Below are 17,183 nucleotides of genomic sequence, written 5' to 3' on the forward strand. Positions count from 1 at the left end.
ATGCAGATCTCAGAAGCACAGAGCGATCTGAGCCGCGCCTATACGGGCGGCGGACCGGGTGTAATCATCTCGGGCCTGATCTGGACGGCGGCCTGGCTTGCTGAAACGCGCGCCGGGATCGCGACCGGCTTTGGAGTGCTCTTTTTTGGCGGGATGCTGATCTATCCTGCGGCGCTGCTTGTGAACCGCGTATTTCTGAAGCGCGGGAAGGAAATGGCGGGCAATCCGGGCGGGCCGCTGGTGATGGAATCGACCATTGCGATGATCGCCGGTCTGTTCGCGGCGTGGCTCTTCCTGAATTACGATCTAGGTCTGGTCATGCCGCTGTCGGCGATCATGGTCGGGACGCACTATTTTGCGTTCAGAACCGCCTATGGAGACAAGCTGTTCTGGCTGCTTGCTGCGCTTGTCACGGTCGCAGGCTTTGCCGGGATCTACAGCTTCGTACCGCTTCCCGACGGAGTGACATTGACGGTCGCGATTATCGAAGTGCTGTTCGGCGTGTTCCTGACATGGCGCAATCTTCGATGAGGCGGAGGGCGCGAAACAGCTGATCGCTGATCTCGTGTCCGAAAACCGCTGCAAATGCCGTGCCGGTAGTTGCTCAAGCGTAAGAGCCTCTGGCGACGACTGGCTGGAAAGTATTGGGGGCGGGCGCATTTGCAATGCAAGTTCCAATGATCCCCTGTTTAAAGCCAGACTTGGGATCTATGGTCACGCCGAACTTGCCGAAGGTTCGATCCTTGGCAATCCGGGATGAAAGGGCTGAACAGCTGATGCTTACCGAAACACATCCGCAGGCGCTCCGTATTGCTGGCTTGCTGCGCGAACGGGGGGAGAAGATCGCTGTGGCCGACGGGGCGACAGGCGGGCTGATTGCGGCCTCGCTGCTAACCGTGCCGGGTGCGCTGGATTTCTTTGTCGGGGGCGGGGTGGTCTATTCCTTCCGCGCGCGGGACGTGCTTTTTGCCCAGCCGCGCGAAGCCTATCATGGGATGCGCGGCGCGAGCGAGGAATACGCATTGCTACAGGCGCGGTCCATTCGCGACAATTTCGGGGCCGACTGGGGCATCGCCGAAAGCGGTTCGGTAGGGGGCAGCACACACCCGACTGGCGCCCCCGCCGGGCGCAGCTGTGTCGCCATCGTCAGCCCGGATGCAGAATTCGTGTCAGTATCCGAGACCGGCAGCAACGACCGGATTGCCAATATGGAGGATTTCACCCGCGCCGCATTGGCTGCGCTCGAAAAAGCACTGGCTGGCTGATCGGCTGACTGCCGGGCGGGTTGAAGGACCCGCGTCAGTCGTTGGGCATGAGGTGAATCTCGCGGATAGCGGAGGTTTCAGGCTGCTCGACCGCGAACATCACCGCGTTTGCGACATCTTCGGGCTGGAGTTTTTCCGGCTTTGGTTCGTCGAAGAACGGCGTGTTGACCATTCCCGGCGAAATCACCGTGCAGCGCCCGCCGAATTCGCGCATTTCCTCTGCCAGATTACCGGCAAATCCGTGCACGAACCATTTGGTCGCGCTGTAGATCGAGCCTTTGAAATGCTCCCGGCCCGCCTTGGAACCGGTGACGACGAAATGTCCCTTGGTCTTGCGCAGTTCAGGCAAGGATGCGTGAGCTGTATAAAGCACCGCGAGAATGTTCAGGTGGATCATGTCGTGCCATTCGTCGGGATCGCCCTTTTCCACGCCGGGTGTGTTTACCCCGGTGCCAGCATTGGCAAACACGGCATCGAGGCCGCCGAATTTTGCAACGGTCTGGTCCACTGCGTCTTTCACCGCAGCCCGGTCTGTCACATCGCATTCGACAGCCAGCGCGCAATCGCCGATTTCATCCGCCAGCTGGTCAAGCTTGTCTTTCGAACGGGCGAGCAGGGCGACGTTCCAGCCTGCTTTGGCAGCGGCGCGTGCGGTGGCGGCGCCGATGCCGGTGGATGCGCCGGTGATGAGAAGTGTCTTGGTCATGAAAAGCTCGCTGGTTTGATGTGATCGGTTACATCATCAAACCCTGCGGGCGGCTGCGGTTCCTGATCCTGTGCTGCGAAGGCGCGGGGGAACCTAGTTTACGGCAGCTTCGCCCGTAACCGTTTCGCCCTGCCGGCTGGTGACCTTGCGGAATTCTTGCTTGTAGCGCGGATGCTCGGTTCCCATCCAACGGTCCCACCAGGTGAAATACAGCCCGAAATTATAATTGCCGCTGGAATGGTGGAGGTCGTGATGCGTGGTCGTGTTCCACCACTGAGTGACGCGGTTATCGACCCAGCCCCGCGGATAAATCTCGATGCCCGCATGGCCAATCACGTTGCGGATGATCATGTGCCACAGGAACAGGAAGATCGCGAAACCGACATAGGTGATGCCCAGCAGGCTGGTTGCGAGCAGGAACAGGGGCACGAAGGCAGCCTCCGTAATCGCCTCCCAAGTGCTGAAGCTGTAGGCTGCCCACGGCGTGGGGGTGCGCGATTTGTGATGATGCAGGTGGGTCGCCTTGAACAGCTTACGGTGATGCAGGCCGCGGTGCATCCAATAGAAATACGCATCATGCGCGATCACCATCACTGCGGTCTGCCAGGCCAGGGTGAGAATCGAGAATTCCTGGATCGTGAAGTTGACCAGCCCGTATTCGCGCATAACCAGCGTGCTGATGGTGGTTACTCCGAAGAAGAACACAGTGCGGATGGAGGAGAAGAACTCGCGCGTGTAATCCTGCCGTTTCGCCCGGCGGTTCTGGATACGGCGGACTTCCAGCCAACGCCCGCCTGCCCACAGGATCGCGGTGAGCACGCCCGCCGCGATCAGGTACCGCGACAGGTCGAAATACATCGCGTGCATCATGTGCTCGCCGATTTTGCTTAGAAGTGTCTGCTGCGCCGCGTTCATTGATTGCTCCTGTAGGCATCCTGCGCGGTTAATCCTGAAAACTCAATGAAGAACGCCGGTCTGGCAGTTGCGGCGCCGTTCATTGTTCCAGCGGCGGAACCCATTTCATCACCCCGCCGGCAAAGGGTGTCCACCAGCCGGTCCTGATGCCGGCCTGCGCCAGAGTGTCGCTGACCCACTGATTGCAGGTGTTGCCGATGTGATAGGTGCCCGGCGCATCGTAGAACACGTCCTGCCCGCCATAGCCGGGATATCGCTCGCGGTTGGCAACGGGCAGGACATTCTTCTCCACCGCGCCGACAAGGCGCGCATATTGCGCGCGGCTGATGGTCAGCGGGCGAATGTTGGATGCAGGGGCGGGGCGCACATAATGGGCGATATGCAGCAAACCATCACCGCCGGTTGCCGCGCCGATGACCGTGGACGGCGTTATGTCGGCCCATGCGGGCGTGTTTAGGAAAACCTCGCGCTCTCCCCAACTAACAGAGACGTGGGTGTAACCGGCCAGATCGAATTTCAGATCGCTGGTCGGGAAATGGGTGCGCCAGTTCTTCTGATCGGTGATCGCCGGCATCACGATTGCGGTGTGGACACCGTTGGTCTCGATCAGGATTGTCACCCCGTCATCGGCCTCTTGCCAATCGGCGTTGCGGGGGACGGAGCTGCCGATCCAGGCGCTGGCCATGAACAGCCCGGCCACCAGCGCAAGCCAGGCGGCGGAGTTGCGCGCTATGCCTAGGGCCGTTTTCAGCCGGTTGTCCGCTTGCGCAGCCACAATATTGACCAATCCCCGTTTACCAGCCGCTTGGCGAGGCGGAAGCCTGCGCGCCTGTAAGCCCGCCGCACGTTTTGCTCCTGCTCTGTAAGCAGTCCGGCCAGCAGGATATGCCCGCCAGCAGGCACGCTGGCTGCAAAGCCGGGGGCAAGTTCCACCAGCGGCCCGGCCAGAATGTTCGCGATCAGTACATCGTATGGGCCGCGCGCCTGCAGCAGCGGATGCTCCATCCCGTCGGCTATGATCATGGTCAATTCGCCCGCGCGGTGCCCCATGACAAAACCGTTCGCTTCCGCATTACTTTCCACCACACCGGTGCAGACCGGATCGATATCGCTGGCGGTCGCGTGGGCGCGGGGCCACAGATCGAGCGCGGCAAAGGCCAGCAGTCCGGTGCCGGTCCCGATGTCCGCCACATTGCGCGCAGTTACGCCGCTGCTTTTCATCAAGGTAAGCATCGCGAGACATCCGGCGGTCGTTTCATGCTGTCCGGTGCCGAAAGCCTGGCTGGCGGGGATCACGAAACTGGTCAGGTCCCCGTCTTCGCTGGGCGGGTGATCGGGGGTGTGGACGTGGAACCGGCCGGCGGTGATCGGTTCGACTCCCTCCTGACTAAGTGTCAGCCAGTCCTGATCTTCCAGTTTCTCGACCGAAAGTGCGGGGGCCTGACCGGCGAACAACGCCTTGATCGCCTGTTTGTCGGCGGCGCCGGGCTTGCGCGGATACCACGCCTCGAGCATCCAGTCGTCGGGTTGATCGTCTGCGATTTCGCAGCCGGATAGAACTACTTCGGGGTCCCAGTCGAGCGCGTCGTCATGCGCCAGCAAAGCGCCCTGGATCAGCGGCTTCTTGCCGTAGGCGGTGACCTTCCAGCTATCCGCCATTTGGTGCGCCCATTTCGCTGTCCAGCCGTTCATCGAGGCGCGTATTGATGCTGTCGGCATAGCGCTGGCAAGCGGACGGATCGACAAGCCCGTTGCCGCTTTCGATCCTGCGCACCATGTCACTTGCGGATGGATGCGGGGTCAGCAGAATCTCGCAATCAAGCGCGGCGACACGGCCCAGCGCTTGCCGGTAATTGCCAAGATAGGCTGCGTGGTCGCTAAATTTGTAACCCTCGCGGCTCACGGGGGACAGGCTGTCGGCATAGACGATCGACCGGCAATCGCTCCCCTCGCATGATCGCCATGCCCAGCTGAGCGCGCCGGGGCTGTGGCCCGGCGTTTCGATTGCGGTCAGTTCAAGGCTGCCTAGCGTGATGACCTCGCCGTCCAGAACCAGAGTGTTGGCTGCGACCGGGGTCATCGGCTCGTGAGTGCCGTATTGCGGGTCATCCTCCGAAATGATGCCGCTGCCGAGCACCTCTGCCGCTTCCAGCGAGGTTACGACGCGCGCATTGGTCAGTGCCTGTATCGTCGCATGGCCGCCGACATGGTCGAAATGTTCGTGGCTGTGCAGCAGTATATCGATTGCTGCCGGATCGATGCCGAGCGAACGGATATTCGCCGCGATGACATCTGCGCCCGCCTCTGTTCCGCTGTCGATCAGAATGTGGCCCTCGTCACCCGTGATCAGGATTGCCGAGATGCCGCAGGTACCCACATAATAGGTTCCGCCGTGAATCTGAAACGGTGGGGCGGGTTTGTCCCAATTGTCCCACCGTTCGCATTCAGCCGCCCAGGCGGCCTGGTCAGCGGGAATCTCCGTCAGGGCAGGAGAGTTGATCGCCGATGCGTTAGCGCATGAGGCGAGCAGGGATGTTCCTGCCAAAAGAGCGAGCGAGGCGAGTTTAGCGTACATAGCTGGCACCATTGGCATCGATTGTGGTCCCGGTCATGCTTTCCGGTGCGTCGAGCGCACAATAAACCGCGATGTTGGCGATTTCGTCAGGCTGCGCCACACGGCCCAAGGGTATGTCTGCGAGCAGGCCGGGGCCGCCGCGGCTCTCCAGATAGTCGCCGGCCATCGCGGTGTCGGTAAATCCGGGCGTGATGGCAAAGCTGCAAATCCGGTCCTTGGCATAGGCGCGTGCGATGGTCTTGTGCATCGCCAGCATTCCGCCCTTGGCAGCTGCGTAATGCCAGTGTGCCGGGCTGTCGCCGCGGTGGCCAGCGCGGCTGGCGATGTGCACGATCCGGCCCGGAACGCCGCGTTCCTGCCAGTGGCGCACGGCAAAGCGCGAAAGCTGCGCGGATGCAGTCAGATTGATGCGCAGTGTTTCCTCCCACGCGTCGAGCCATTCGATATCCGAACAGTCGAGCGGGCATCCCTTGAACAGTCCGGCATTGTTGATCAGCACATCGATGGTGCCGCCGGATTTTTCCAGCGCTTCCTGCCACAATATCTGCGGTGCAGGCGGCTGGGCAAAGTCCGCGCCGAGGGTGCCGGAGCCCGATGCCTTGCTGGCGTGCCCGACAACCTTGATCGATTCTGCAGAGGGTCTTGCTTCAAGCTGGCTGCGGATCGCCGCGCCGATGCCGCGGCTCGATCCGGTAAGTAAGATGTGCGTCATGCAAACCCTATCCGAAAATTTGCAAGGGAAGTCCACGCTGTCTGCCTTGTTTCATGCACACATTGCGCTAAGGGGATGGGCTCACGTCGCGCTGCGCAGGCGATGCGCGGGGCAAACAGGGACTTACCGGATAGGCTTATGTCGAACAGACCACTCTCACCGCACCTCTCGATCTGGAAATGGGGCCCGCACATGCTGGTCTCGATCCTTCACCGCGTTACCGGTGACGGGATGGCGATTGTCGGCCTTGGCATCTTGCTCTGGTGGCTCGGTGCGCTGGCCAGCGGCCCGGAAGCCTATGCGACTTTCCAGGGCTGGGTCTGGGCCGATTTCGGCGCGCTGAGTTTTAGCGGTGCAGAGATCCTGTCCTCGATCGTGAAGATCCTGCTCAAAATCGTGCTGATTGGCCTGTCCTGGGCATTCTTCACGCACCTTTGTTCCGGTCTGCGCCACTTCGTGCTGGATATCGGCGCGGGGTATGAACTGGACGCAAACCGCATGTGGTCCATCGCCAGCCCGATCATCGCCATTCTGCTGACCGCCGCCTTCTGGGCCGCGATCATCCTGCTCTGAGGAATTGAACCATGGGTAACGGAACCTCCATCGGTAAAGTGCGCGGGCTCGGCTCTGCACACGAGGGCGCGCATCACTGGCTGGTCCAGCGCTTCACCGCGATCGGCAATGTCGTGCTGAGCATCTGGCTGATGGCCAGCTTCATCCTGCTGCCTGACCTGTCTTACGAGACGGTCAGTTCCTATCTGGCGGGACCGATCCCGGCGACTGCGATGGTGCTGCTGATCATCAGCGTATTCTGGCACGCGCGCCTCGGTCTGCAGGTTCTGGTCGAAGATTACGTTCACACGGCGGGCAACAAGTTCGGCGTGCTCGCACTTCTCAATCTCGCAACGCTTGGCGGAGCCGCATTCGGTATCTTCTGCGTTGTCCGTCTCGCTCTCGGAGGAGCCGCATAAATGGCTGACGCCGCATCACAAGCACCGGCTTACAAGATCATCGACCACCTCTATGACGTCGTCGTCGTGGGGGCTGGCGGTTCGGGCCTGCGCGCCACCATGGGCAGCGCGGAAGCCGGTCTTAAGACCGCCAATATCTCCAAGGTTTTCCCGACCCGTTCGCACACGGTTGCAGCGCAGGGCGGCATTGCTGCCTCGCTCGGCAACAACACGCCGGACCATTGGTCGTGGCACATGTACGACACCGTAAAGGGTGCCGATTGGCTGGGCGACCAGGACGCAATCGAATATCTCGCGCGGGAAGCGCCAGCGGCGGTTTACGAACTGGAGCACGCAGGCGTTCCGTTTTCGCGCAATGAAGACGGCACCATCTATCAGCGCCCGTTTGGTGGCCACATGCAGAACATGGGCGAGGGGCCTCCCGTCCAGCGCACCTGTGCCGCAGCCGACCGTACCGGTCACGCCATGCTGCACGCGCTGTATCAGCAGAGCCTGAAATACGATGCGGACTTCTTCATCGAATACTTTGCGCTCGACCTGATCATGAACGAAGGCCGCTGCGTCGGCGTGATCGCGATGTGTCTGGACGATGGATCGATCCACCGTTTCCGTGCGCAGAACGTCGTGCTGGCAACCGGCGGTTATGGTCGCTGCTATTTCACTGCGACCTCCGCACACACCTGCACCGGTGATGGCGGCGGCATGGTGCTGCGCGCCGGACTGCCTTTGCAGGACATGGAATTCGTGCAGTTCCACCCGACCGGTATCTACGGCGCAGGCGTGCTGATCACCGAGGGTGCCCGCGGCGAAGGCGGTTACCTCACCAACTCCGAAGGCGAGCGTTTCATGGAGCGCTATGCCCCGTCGGCCAAAGACCTCGCATCGCGCGATGTCGTCAGCCGTTCGATGGCGCTGGAAATGCGCGAAGGACGCGGTGTTGGCCCCGATGGCGATCACATTTATCTGCACCTCGATCACATCGATCCGAAGGTTCTGGCGGAACGTCTGCCGGGCATCACCGAAAGCGGCAAGATTTTCGCCGGTGTCGACCTGACCCGGCAGCCGCTGCCGGTAACCCCGACAGTCCATTACAATATGGGCGGTATCCCCTGTAACTATCACGGTGAAGTCGTTACCATCGGCGCAGACGGAAACCCCGATACGGTGGTTCCGGGCCTGTTTGCTGTGGGCGAGGCTGCCTGTGTTTCGGTACACGGCGCAAACCGCCTCGGTTCGAACTCGCTGATCGACCTCGTGGTGTTTGGCCGCGCGACCGGTCACCGCCTGAAGGAAATTACCAAGGCTGGTGCGGCGCAGGCCGAACTGCCCAAGGACAGCGCCGATCTTGCGCTTGGCCGTCTGGATCATTTCCGTCACGCGGATGGCGGATCGCCAACTGCGGAAATCCGTGCCGACATGCAGAAGACAATGCAGAAACACGCTGCCGTTTTCCGTGACAGCGCGCTGATGTCGGAAGGCGTCAAGCAGCTTGCCGATACCTACAAGAAGATGGACGACATCAAGGTGTCGGATCGTTCGCTGATCTGGAACAGCGACCTTATCGAAACGCTGGAACTCGACAATCTGATTGCTCAGGCAAGCGTGACCATGTCGTCGGCTGAAAACCGCAAGGAAAGCCGCGGCGCCCACGCGCACGAGGATTTCCCCGATCGCGATGATGCCAACTGGATGAAGCACACTGCAGCCTGGTTCAACGGCTGGGGCGGCAAGGGCGGCGAGGTCAAGATCGACTACCGCCCGGTCCACGAATACACGCTCACCGACGATGCGGAATACATCAAGCCGAAGAAGCGGGTATACTGATCCTTGGCTAATCGCTTGTCTGATGCTGCCCACACGGCAAACATGTCGTGAAATCGGGCAGGAAGGCGGCGCTTGAAAAACGCCTTGCTGGATACTGGCGGATGGAAGTCGCGAATGCCGTGTTCATTCCGTCAGCAATGCTGTTTGTTGCTATCTCGGAGGACACCCGGATCGGGCTCTTGTCGGGCATCGCAATCATCCCGATGTCCGTGCTGCTGCTGCTAGGCGGGTTTTACTGGCGCGGCAAAATGTTGAAGATGCAAGGCAGGCCCGGCCCTCTTCGCCAGGTCCTTGCATGGGCGGACAGGCTGCAATGGATCCTGCTAATCTTGGTGATAGCGGCAGGTATCGCGGTCGCGGCGGCGTGGGTATCACCTGCCATTTCAGCGTCGCTTGCTGATCGCATATGCGCCACGCTAGCCGCGGTTCTGGCCGGGCTCGAATACATCAATTACTACCACCGGCAGCTCCAGCATTTCGATCATTTTTCAGATTTGAAAAAGCTTTTCTCGGGCCAGGGCTTTCGCCCTGCGCAAATGGCTGTCGACCTCAAGCGTTTCCGCAAAGCAGGCTAACACCTCATGTCGTTCGACGAGCGGCAATGTGCGTTCATCCAGGCTTCATGTTTACAGACGTAGTCGTAATGGCTACAGATGTAATCGAAGAAGGGAGACGGTTACGTGGCGTTGCCGAAAGATGAAAAGCCCGAACGGATAAGCGAAGCCGAACACGCGGTGATGGAGGTGCTGTGGGAACGCAGCCCGCTGACCGCGACCGAAGTTTGCGATGCGGTCTGCGAGCAGCGCGACTGGAGCCTGGCGACAGTGAAGACGCTGCTATCACGTCTGGTGGCGAAACAGGCTGCGGCAACAACCCCCGACGGGCGCCGCTTCCTCTATTCACCGGCAATAGAGCGCACCGCCTATACCGGCGCAGAATCGCGCAGGCTGGTTGACCGGTTATTTGGCGGCAGGGCAGCGCCCCTGTTTGCACAGCTGGCCGAGGCTGAAGCGCTGAGCGAGGATGATCTCGCTGAAATGGAAGCTCTGCTGAAGGAGCTGCGCAAATGACCGGCGAATTTCAGTCGTTTCTGTTCGACACGCTCGTTTGGACCGCTGCGCTAATCGCTCTGGTCCTTGTACTTCGCAGGCCGGTGGCGCGGTATTTCGGCCCGCACGCGGCCTATGCCTTGTGGTTTCTGCCACTAGCCCGCCTTGTCCTGCCGCCCATCGTGCTGCCGGCATGGCTGGCACCAGCCGAACCGCTGCCGGCGGCAGAAACGTCGCAAGGCAGCTTCACGTTTATTCCGGCCGGCCCGGCAGAGGCATCGTCTACGTTGCCAGCGGCCCCCGCACCAATTGACTGGTCGCTGCTGGTGCTGGGCATCTGGCTGCTCGGGGCTGCGGTGTTTCTGGTTGTCCGCTTCGGATTCTATTTCCGGATGCGGGATGAATTGCTGGAAGATGCGCGCCCGGTGGGAGAGGCTGGCCGCATCCGCCTTGTCGAAACGCCTGCGACCAAGTCCCCTGTCGCATTCGGCGTTTTCGACAAGGTCGTGGCGCTCCCCACCGGTTTCATGGCGCGCAGCAATCGCAAGGAACGCGATCTTGCGCTGGAACATGAGTTTGCCCATCACGGTGCGCACGACCTGCTGGTGAACGTGATGATCCAGCCGTTGTTTGCGCTGCACTGGTTCAATCCGCTCGGCTGGCTTGGCTGGCGTGCGATGCGCCGTGATCAGGAAGCCGCCTGCGATGCCCGTGTCATTGCGTCTCGCGGGGAGGGCGAAAAAGCCGCCTACGCCTCCGTGATCGCCAGTTTCGCGGCCAGCGCCAATGCGCCGCGTCCGATTTCACTCGCTGCACCGATGGCCTGTCCGGTCATTGGCGAAAAAAGCATAATCCATCGTCTGAGGAGCCTGACTATGTCTGATATTTCAACCCGCCGCCGCATCGCAGGGCGTGCGCTGATCGGTGCCGCACTGGTGGCGCTGCCGCTTACCGCATCGGTCAGTTACGCAGAATCGATAACCACGCCGAACCCGCCGCCTGCGCCGGTCGCACCGGCTGCGCCTGCGGCCCCGGCGATTGGCGGGATCGCTCCGCCCGCGCCGGCGGCTCCTCCAGCACCTCCTTCGGCGCTGGCTCTGCAAGCCGGAGCTACGGCGGCAGATGATGGAAAGCACGTTTACGTGATCCGCGAAGTTGAAAAGGACAAGAACGGCAAGGACGTCCGCCGGGAACGCAAGGTTATTCGCCATATCGAAGGCGATCACGAACTTTCAAAAGAGGAGCGTGAGGAAATGATGCGCGAATTGCGCGAAGAGCTGAGCGAAGTTGATGTCGAGATCGAAGAGGCGATGAAGACCTATCGCGAAGTGATGATCGAACTGCAGGACGAGAAGGGCGACATGACCAGGATCGAAGCCGACTGCAAAGCCGGCGGCGGTGCGGGCGAGGTCACCGGCAAGGATGGTCACAAGATCGTAAAGCTGTGCACCAGCGAGATTATGGCAAATGCGCTGACCGGCCTGAAAGAAGCGCGCAAGGCCATCGCGTCAAACCCGGAAATGCCCTCTGAAATGCGCGCGGAAGTGCTGAAAGCGCTTGATGAGAAGATAAAGGCCTGGAAGGCAAAAAGCTGACCGCAGCATCAGCAGGAATCAAAAAGGGCGGGGGTCTGACCTCCGCCCTTTTTTGTTTGACCGGACTGAACAGATACAGCCCGCAATCACTGCGACTTCCAAATCTCAGAACGGGTTGTTCGGATCAGGAGTGGTCACAGCCTCGGTGTTCGCATCGTCATCGTATGCAACCTCGTCATCGCGGTCGATTGCGATTTTCATGAACGCAGGGCGCGCCGGATAGGGGCAGTCGCGCGCTTCACCCAGACCTTTCAGAAACCCGCGGCGGATTGCGCCGGCCAGGATTGCTTCCTGAAAATCGCGCTGCCGATCGGCTGCACCCGACACCTCGCGGATGATGCCGCGAAACGGGATCAGCGATCCGACCGCGCTCTTCGCGACTTTGCCCACTGTCAGATCGCGGCGGTCATCGGTGGCAATATCGAGATCGTCGCCTAGCACCCGGTCGAGCCGGGTCACTTCGTCCCTAATGGCATCGCAGTCGATCAGCTTCTCGCTCGCGTAAGGCGCGATCACCGCGTCTTTCAGAGCCTCCGGAACCTCGTCCTTCATCAGGTTAAGATCCTGGATTGGTGTTGTTGCAACGTCGCGCACATCAGGACTGCGGCCGGTTACGACCTCGTCCTGATCCTGCGCGGCAGCAGGCGCGGCAAGGAACGAGCTGGCGAGCAATGCTGCCGCCAGCCCGCGCTTAACTGAGTTCGACAATCCGGTCACACTGTGTGTCATCTGCGCTCTTAAGTCCTAACTGTAGTGCCTGCATCCGTTGCTGGCTGGTTCCGTGAGTGAATGCCTCTGGATTGACCCGTTGGCCTGAATTGCGTTGCAGCGTATCGTCGCCAATGGCGCTCGCCGCTTTCAGCCCTTCTTCCATATCACCCGGTTCGATCAGGTTGCGGTTCTTGCCCGCCCATACGCCAGCATAACAGTCGGCCTGCAGTTCCATCAACACCTGAAGCTGGTTTGCATCGCGCGGATTGCGCTGCTGCAAACTGCGGATCTGGGCGGAAACGCCGGTCAGCGTCTGGATGTGATGCCCGTATTCATGGGCAATCACGTAATAGCGGGCGAAATCACCTCGCGCGCCAAGCTGCCTGTCCATCGTGTCGTAGAACCGCGTGTCGATATAGATGCCCTGATCGGCAGGGCAGTAAAACGGGCCCATGCCGCTGCTGGCAGCGCCGCAGCCGCTGGTGAAGCGGTCCGACGTGGCAAACCGCAGCATCGGCTGCTGAAACGGCACGCCTGCCTGTTGGAACACTGGCTGCCAGGTGGAATTGAGCGAGCTCAGCGCGTTGCATGTTTCCATCGAATACTGGTTCGAGGTGCAGATTTCCTCTGCCGACTGGCCGGAGCCTTGCTGTTCGATCTGGCCGGTCTGGTCCGCGCCGCCGAGTGCGCCGATCGTCTGCATCGGGTCCACCCCGAAAACCAGCGCTGCGATGATTGCGATCACGATCGTACCGCAGCCGACCTTTCCGCCGCCGCCGCCGGGAAAGCGGCTGCCGCCGGTGGTGCCGACATTGATGTTGTTCGTGTCGAAGCGATTAAGACGCATTGAATTCCCCTCAAGTCGGCATCCGGTGCCGATAGTGCTGGACAGCCGCGGTGCTGGCCGCAAATGTCCGTTCGAACTTATTGTCCCTATTTACAGAACCCGCGGAGTTTTCAAATGTTCCTTTCCGGCAAACGTGCGCTGATTACTGGTTCAACCTCTGGCATCGGTCTGGCCATTGCCCGTGCATTTGCCGCCGAGGGTGCAGAGGTCGTCCTCAATGGCTTTGGCGATGCAGATGAGATTGCGAAACTTTGCGATGAACTGGGCGCCTCGCATGTCGGGGCGGACCTGCTGACGGCGGAGGGCTGCGAGGAATTGATGGAGAAGGCTGGCCCGGTCGATATCCTGGTAAACAATGCCGGGATGCAGCATGTTTCGCCGGTCGATGAATTTCCGGTCGACAAATGGAACGCGATCATCGCGCTGAACCTGACTGCCGCATTCCACACCTCGCGGCTTGCTGTGCCGCACATGAAGCAAAAGGGATGGGGTCGGATCATCAACACTGCCAGCGCGCATTCGAAAACCGCATCGCCATTCAAAAGCGCATACAACGCGTCGAAGCACGGGATCGACGGATTTACCAAAACGATCGCGCTGGAACTCGCGCAGACGGGCGTCACCGCGAATTGCATCAGTCCCGGTTATGTCTGGACCCCGCTGATCGAAGGGCAGATTCCCGATACGATGAAGGCGCGCGGATTGAGCCGGGACGAAGTCATCAATGACGTCCTGCTGGCGAAACAGCCGACCAAGAAATTCGTTCAGCCTTCGGAAATCGGAGCGCTGGCAGTGTTTCTGTGCCGGGAAGAGGCCGGAAATGTTACCGGTGCGAACTGGAGCATCGATGGCGGCTGGACCGCTGAATAGGGGCGATACGAGAGCATAAATGGGGGCGATATTCCGTCTGGTTGCCGGCATGGCTGCGCTGTCCGCATTGTCGGGCTGTGTTGCCACGCGCACTGCCGGGCCGGATCCACTGGCGGCGGAAACTATCGAAGCCGATCTGCGCGATCATATCTCCATCCTCGCCAGCGATGAATTCGAAGGGCGCAAGCCCGGCACGGAAGGGGAGCGCAAGACGCTGCGCTATTTGGCCGAAGCGTGGCAGGCGGCCGGTCTCGTTTCTGCAACCAATGATCCGGCACATCCGTGGTTCGCCCCGGTCGACCTGGATTTGCGAGCGCCTGAAAGCAGTTCTGCCAGATTTTCGCGCAGGGGCAGATATCTCGCCTATCCCGAAAGCCGCCTGAAACTATTTACCGCCGCTCGCCGCGCCTTGATCGAAGATGCGCCCGTGCTGTTCGTCGGCCCGCTTGGCGGATCGCTGGAACAACCCGAGTTGACCGGTCGCGTTGCCGTGCTGTTTGCCGAAAACGATGCCCGTGCCGGCCAGCGTGAAGCGTTGGTGGCAAACGGGGCCGCTGCGGTGCTCACCATCTTCACTGACAACGCTCAGTTCGAAAACGAAGCTTTGGCGCGGGCCAATGGCGGGTTCCGGCTGACCGGCGAAAGCGACGGCGCGGTAGTCGATGGCATCATGGCGATGGACGCGGCAGAGGCGCTGTTTGGCGGTGAACGGGTCGCGGCGCTGCTGGAGCAGGCGAGAAGGGCGGATTTCCGCCCGATGCCGCTCGACCTCAAGGCTACATTGGAGGCGCGCTCCACACCCGGCACGGTCCGGACGCATAATCTGATTGCCAAATTGCCGGGTTCGGACCCCACGGCTGGGGCAGTAATGCTGCTGGCCCACTGGGATCATTTCGGGACCTGCGGCGATGAAAGCAGCACTGACCGTGTGTGCAACGGCGCGGTCGACAATGCCAGCGGTCTCGCGGTTCTGACCGAGCTGGCCAGACGGCTGGCAAAAGGCGCGCGGATGGACCGTGATGTGTATTTTGTCGCCACGACGGCAGAGGAATGGGGCCTGCTTGGCGCGCGCGCTTTCACCCGCGATCCGCCGCTGCCGCTCGAATCGATTGTTGCTGCATTCAATATCGACACCATTGCCCTCGCTCCTGCCGGAGGGCCGGTGGCGATTGTCGGGCAAAATCTGACCACGCTCGACAGGGAAGTGGAAGGTGTCATCAACAGTGCCGGACGCAAGGTCGAGCAGCGCGACTATGCCGCGCGCTTTGTCCGGCGGCAGGATGGCTGGGCGCTGTTGCAAAGCGATGTGCCCACGTTGATGATATCCAGCGCGTTTGCGCGGCCCGACCTGATGCAACGCTATACGGCAGAACGGTATCACCGCGCCAATGATGAAATCGGCGCGCTGGAGCTTGGCGGAGCAGCGGAGGATGTCCTGCTGCATATGGCTCTGGTGCGTCATTTCGCGTCGAAGGTGTCTCACCCCTGAGTAGAGGCGGGCGCCGGGTCCGGAGTGCAGCTTTGATGAAACAGCTGCCCCCGAATAGGCACGAAGGCGGATAATTCGCTCGCCCCCTCTAGCGAGTGTCACAATCCATCGTTACATGGACCGCCACTAAAACGCTCCCGGCGATTCCCGGGACACAGCGCGAATGGTTCGCGCAACAGATTTGAAAGTGGCGATTATGGATATCCCCCTCGGCCTGACATTCGACGACGTTTTATTGCGTCCGGCCGAAAGCGACATTCTGCCCAGCATGGCAGACACCAGCACAATGCTGACCCGCGAAATCGGTTTGAACATTCCGATCCTGTCGGCGGCGATGGACACGGTGACAGAGGCGGACATGGCGATCGTCATGGCGCAGCTGGGCGGCATTGGCGTGCTGCACCGCAATCTTGAAATTGACGAACAGGCTGCGGCAGTGCGGGCGGTAAAACGCTATGAAAGCGGCATGGTGGTCAACCCGATCACGATCACGCCTGAGGCGACGCTGGGCGATGCGCAGGCGATCATGACGCAGCACAACATCAGCGGCATCCCGGTTGCAGACCGCGACGGCAAGCTGGTGGGCATCCTGACCAATCGCGATGTGCGGTTTGCGGAAAATCCGCAGCAGCCGGTTCGCGAACTGATGACGACCGAAAATCTGGCGACCGTCCCGCTCGGCACCGGCGAAGAAGCGGCACGGCGCCTGCTGCACCAGCGCCGGATCGAGAAACTGATCGTCGTTGACGAGGCGTATCACTGCATTGGCCTGATCACGGTCAAGGATATCGAAAAAGCGGTCAACTATCCCGATGCAACCAAGGATGCAGCTGGCCGCTTGCGCGTTGCCGCCGCCACCACGGTTGGCGACAAGGGTTTCGAACGGACCAAGGCGCTGATCGAAGCGGAATGCGATGTCGTGATCATCGACACTGCGCACGGCCACAACAAGGACGTTGCGCGGGCGGTCGAACGGGCGAAGAAAATCTCCAGTTCGGTCCAGATCATCGCCGGTAATGTTGCCACGGCAGAAGCGACCCGTTCGCTGATTGATGCGGGCGCGGATGCGGTGAAGGTCGGGATCGGTCCCGGTTCGATCTGCACAACCCGCGTCGTCGCCGGTGTCGGCGTGCCGCAGCTGACCGCGATCATGGAAAGCGCGGAAGAAGCTGCGAAGTCGGGCGTCCCGATTATCGCCGATGGCGGTCTGCGGACCTCTGGTGATGCGGCCAAGGCGGTTGCCGCGGGTGCATCCACCGTGATGATCGGTTCCATGCTGGCAGGCACGGCAGAGGCACCTGGTGAAACGTTCCTGTATCAGGGCCGCAGCTACAAGAGCTATCGCGGAATGGGCAGTGTCGGCGCAATGGCGCGCGGCAGTGCCGACCGGTATTTCCAGGCCGACGTGTCCGCGCTCAAACTGGTTCCGGAAGGGATCGAAGGTCAGGTGCCTTACAAGGGACCGGCAAGAGACGTGGTTCACCAGCTTGTCGGCGGGATCAAGGCTGCCATGGGCTACACCGGTTCGGCGACGATCCCTGACCTGCGCGAACGGGCCAAATTCGTCCGCATCACGGGTGCCGGGCTGAGTGAAAGCCACGTCCATGACGTTGCAATCACCCGCGAAGCACCGAATTACCCGACACGGTAAGGC

19 protein-coding genes are annotated in these 17,183 nt (G+C 60.9%); 11 read left to right on the forward strand and 8 right to left on the reverse strand.

The window, feature by feature from the left end:
* Both GRI43_RS03360 and GRI43_RS03365 read left to right on the forward strand, forming a co-directional pair.
* The gene (locus GRI43_RS03360; protein ID WP_160729665.1) at window positions 1–531 is read left to right on the forward strand and encodes a DUF7010 family protein; all 531 of its coding nucleotides are present in this window, start codon (window positions 1–3) and stop codon (window positions 529–531) included.
* Between the two features lie 245 nt (window positions 532–776).
* Window positions 777–1,265 (forward strand): CinA family protein, encoded by a 489-nt coding sequence (locus tag GRI43_RS03365; protein WP_160729666.1) that lies wholly within the window; start codon window positions 777–779, stop codon window positions 1,263–1,265.
* 34 nt (window positions 1,266–1,299) lie between these two features.
* On the opposite strand, the gene GRI43_RS03370 is transcribed toward GRI43_RS03365, so the two are convergent.
* The 6 genes from GRI43_RS03370 to GRI43_RS03395 form a co-directional block, all read right to left on the reverse strand.
* Window positions 1,300–1,971: an SDR family oxidoreductase gene (locus GRI43_RS03370; RefSeq protein ID WP_160729667.1), complete on the reverse strand. Its 672-nt coding sequence runs from the start codon at window positions 1,969–1,971 to the stop codon at window positions 1,300–1,302.
* Between the two features lie 93 nt (window positions 1,972–2,064).
* A complete protein-coding gene (locus tag GRI43_RS03375; RefSeq protein ID WP_160729668.1) occupies window positions 2,065–2,886 on the reverse strand; it encodes a sterol desaturase family protein in 822 nt (273 codons plus the stop codon).
* A 79-nt stretch (window positions 2,887–2,965) separates the two neighbouring features.
* Window positions 2,966–3,661 carry a DUF2459 domain-containing protein gene (locus GRI43_RS03380; RefSeq protein ID WP_338090000.1) on the reverse strand — a complete coding sequence of 232 codons (696 nt, stop codon included), beginning with the start codon at window positions 3,659–3,661 and terminating at the stop codon, window positions 2,966–2,968.
* Complete coding sequence (locus GRI43_RS03385; protein WP_235903595.1) at window positions 3,634–4,578, reverse strand: 50S ribosomal protein L11 methyltransferase; 945 nt, start codon at window positions 4,576–4,578, stop codon at window positions 3,634–3,636. Before GRI43_RS03385 ends, GRI43_RS03380 begins: the two co-directional genes overlap by 28 nt.
* The gene (gene bla / locus GRI43_RS03390) at window positions 4,535–5,461 is read right to left on the reverse strand and encodes a subclass B3 metallo-beta-lactamase (protein ID WP_160729669.1); all 927 of its coding nucleotides are present in this window, start codon (window positions 5,459–5,461) and stop codon (window positions 4,535–4,537) included. The genes GRI43_RS03385 and bla overlap by 44 nt, the downstream gene beginning before the upstream one ends.
* Window positions 5,451–6,173 carry an SDR family NAD(P)-dependent oxidoreductase gene (locus GRI43_RS03395; protein WP_160729670.1) on the reverse strand — a complete coding sequence of 241 codons (723 nt, stop codon included), beginning with the start codon at window positions 6,171–6,173 and terminating at the stop codon, window positions 5,451–5,453. Before GRI43_RS03395 ends, bla begins: the two co-directional genes overlap by 11 nt.
* A gap of 138 nt (window positions 6,174–6,311) precedes the next feature.
* Here GRI43_RS03395 and sdhC point away from each other — a divergent pair, with 138 nt between their 5' ends.
* From sdhC to GRI43_RS03425, 6 genes are all read left to right on the forward strand, one after another.
* A complete protein-coding gene (sdhC, locus tag GRI43_RS03400; protein ID WP_160729671.1) occupies window positions 6,312–6,746 on the forward strand; it encodes a succinate dehydrogenase, cytochrome b556 subunit in 435 nt (144 codons plus the stop codon).
* Window positions 6,747–6,757: 11 nt separating this feature from the next.
* Window positions 6,758–7,144: a succinate dehydrogenase, hydrophobic membrane anchor protein gene (gene sdhD, locus GRI43_RS03405; protein WP_160729672.1), complete on the forward strand. Its 387-nt coding sequence runs from the start codon at window positions 6,758–6,760 to the stop codon at window positions 7,142–7,144.
* Entirely contained in the window at window positions 7,145–8,968 is a 1,824-nt protein-coding gene (gene sdhA, locus GRI43_RS03410) for a succinate dehydrogenase flavoprotein subunit (protein ID WP_160729673.1), read from the forward strand.
* A 47-nt stretch (window positions 8,969–9,015) separates the two neighbouring features.
* Window positions 9,016–9,543 carry a hypothetical protein gene (locus GRI43_RS03415; RefSeq protein WP_160729674.1) on the forward strand — a complete coding sequence of 176 codons (528 nt, stop codon included), beginning with the start codon at window positions 9,016–9,018 and terminating at the stop codon, window positions 9,541–9,543.
* Between the two features lie 105 nt (window positions 9,544–9,648).
* On the forward strand, window positions 9,649–10,038 hold the full coding sequence (locus GRI43_RS03420; protein WP_160729675.1) for a BlaI/MecI/CopY family transcriptional regulator: 390 nt from the start codon (window positions 9,649–9,651) through the stop codon (window positions 10,036–10,038).
* The gene (locus GRI43_RS03425; RefSeq protein ID WP_160729676.1) at window positions 10,035–11,612 is read left to right on the forward strand and encodes a M56 family metallopeptidase; all 1,578 of its coding nucleotides are present in this window, start codon (window positions 10,035–10,037) and stop codon (window positions 11,610–11,612) included. The genes GRI43_RS03420 and GRI43_RS03425 overlap by 4 nt, the downstream gene beginning before the upstream one ends.
* Window positions 11,613–11,717: 105 nt before the next feature.
* On the opposite strand, the gene GRI43_RS03430 is transcribed toward GRI43_RS03425, so the two are convergent.
* Both GRI43_RS03430 and ypfJ read right to left on the reverse strand, forming a co-directional pair.
* Window positions 11,718–12,341: a hypothetical protein gene (locus tag GRI43_RS03430; RefSeq protein ID WP_202391581.1), complete on the reverse strand. Its 624-nt coding sequence runs from the start codon at window positions 12,339–12,341 to the stop codon at window positions 11,718–11,720.
* Window positions 12,304–13,170 carry a KPN_02809 family neutral zinc metallopeptidase gene (ypfJ, locus tag GRI43_RS03435; RefSeq protein WP_160729677.1) on the reverse strand — a complete coding sequence of 289 codons (867 nt, stop codon included), beginning with the start codon at window positions 13,168–13,170 and terminating at the stop codon, window positions 12,304–12,306. The genes GRI43_RS03430 and ypfJ overlap by 38 nt, the downstream gene beginning before the upstream one ends.
* Before the next feature lie 114 nt (window positions 13,171–13,284).
* Between ypfJ and GRI43_RS03440 the strand changes: the two genes are divergently transcribed.
* From GRI43_RS03440 to guaB, 3 genes are all read left to right on the forward strand, one after another.
* Window positions 13,285–14,040 (forward strand): 3-hydroxybutyrate dehydrogenase, encoded by a 756-nt coding sequence (locus GRI43_RS03440; protein WP_160729678.1) that lies wholly within the window; start codon window positions 13,285–13,287, stop codon window positions 14,038–14,040.
* 19 nt (window positions 14,041–14,059) lie between these two features.
* Window positions 14,060–15,529 carry a M28 family metallopeptidase gene (locus tag GRI43_RS03445; RefSeq protein WP_160729679.1) on the forward strand — a complete coding sequence of 490 codons (1,470 nt, stop codon included), beginning with the start codon at window positions 14,060–14,062 and terminating at the stop codon, window positions 15,527–15,529.
* A gap of 196 nt (window positions 15,530–15,725) precedes the next feature.
* Complete coding sequence (gene guaB / locus GRI43_RS03450) at window positions 15,726–17,180, forward strand: IMP dehydrogenase (RefSeq protein ID WP_160729680.1); 1,455 nt, start codon at window positions 15,726–15,728, stop codon at window positions 17,178–17,180.
* Window positions 17,181–17,183: the final 3 nt, after the last annotated feature.

Origin of the sequence: Pontixanthobacter luteolus, assembly GCF_009828095.1 — a bacterium.
GTDB classification, from domain to species: Bacteria; Pseudomonadota; Alphaproteobacteria; order Sphingomonadales; family Sphingomonadaceae; genus Pontixanthobacter; species Pontixanthobacter luteolus.

Excerpts from the sequence above, each read along its gene's own strand:
- GRI43_RS03360 (WP_160729665.1), top strand. The coding sequence starts at position 1 with ATGCAGATCTCAGAAGCACAGAGCGATCTGAGCCGCGCCTATACGGGC.
- GRI43_RS03365 (WP_160729666.1), top strand. The coding sequence starts at position 777 with ATGCTTACCGAAACACATCCGCAGGCGCTCCGTATTGCTGGCTTGCTG.
- GRI43_RS03370 (WP_160729667.1), bottom strand. The coding sequence starts at position 1,971 with ATGACCAAGACACTTCTCATCACCGGCGCATCCACCGGCATCGGCGCC.
- GRI43_RS03375 (WP_160729668.1), bottom strand. The coding sequence starts at position 2,886 with ATGAACGCGGCGCAGCAGACACTTCTAAGCAAAATCGGCGAGCACATG.
- GRI43_RS03385 (WP_235903595.1), bottom strand. The coding sequence starts at position 4,578 with ATGAACGGCTGGACAGCGAAATGGGCGCACCAAATGGCGGATAGCTGG.
- bla (WP_160729669.1), bottom strand. The coding sequence starts at position 5,461 with ATGTACGCTAAACTCGCCTCGCTCGCTCTTTTGGCAGGAACATCCCTG.
- GRI43_RS03395 (WP_160729670.1), bottom strand. The coding sequence starts at position 6,173 with ATGACGCACATCTTACTTACCGGATCGAGCCGCGGCATCGGCGCGGCG.
- sdhC (WP_160729671.1), top strand. The coding sequence starts at position 6,312 with ATGTCGAACAGACCACTCTCACCGCACCTCTCGATCTGGAAATGGGGC.
- sdhD (WP_160729672.1), top strand. The coding sequence starts at position 6,758 with ATGGGTAACGGAACCTCCATCGGTAAAGTGCGCGGGCTCGGCTCTGCA.
- sdhA (WP_160729673.1), top strand. The coding sequence starts at position 7,145 with ATGGCTGACGCCGCATCACAAGCACCGGCTTACAAGATCATCGACCAC.
- GRI43_RS03425 (WP_160729676.1), top strand. The coding sequence starts at position 10,035 with ATGACCGGCGAATTTCAGTCGTTTCTGTTCGACACGCTCGTTTGGACC.
- GRI43_RS03430 (WP_202391581.1), bottom strand. The coding sequence starts at position 12,341 with ATGACACACAGTGTGACCGGATTGTCGAACTCAGTTAAGCGCGGGCTG.
- ypfJ (WP_160729677.1), bottom strand. The coding sequence starts at position 13,170 with ATGCGTCTTAATCGCTTCGACACGAACAACATCAATGTCGGCACCACC.
- GRI43_RS03440 (WP_160729678.1), top strand. The coding sequence starts at position 13,285 with ATGTTCCTTTCCGGCAAACGTGCGCTGATTACTGGTTCAACCTCTGGC.
- GRI43_RS03445 (WP_160729679.1), top strand. The coding sequence starts at position 14,060 with ATGGGGGCGATATTCCGTCTGGTTGCCGGCATGGCTGCGCTGTCCGCA.
- guaB (WP_160729680.1), top strand. The coding sequence starts at position 15,726 with ATGGATATCCCCCTCGGCCTGACATTCGACGACGTTTTATTGCGTCCG.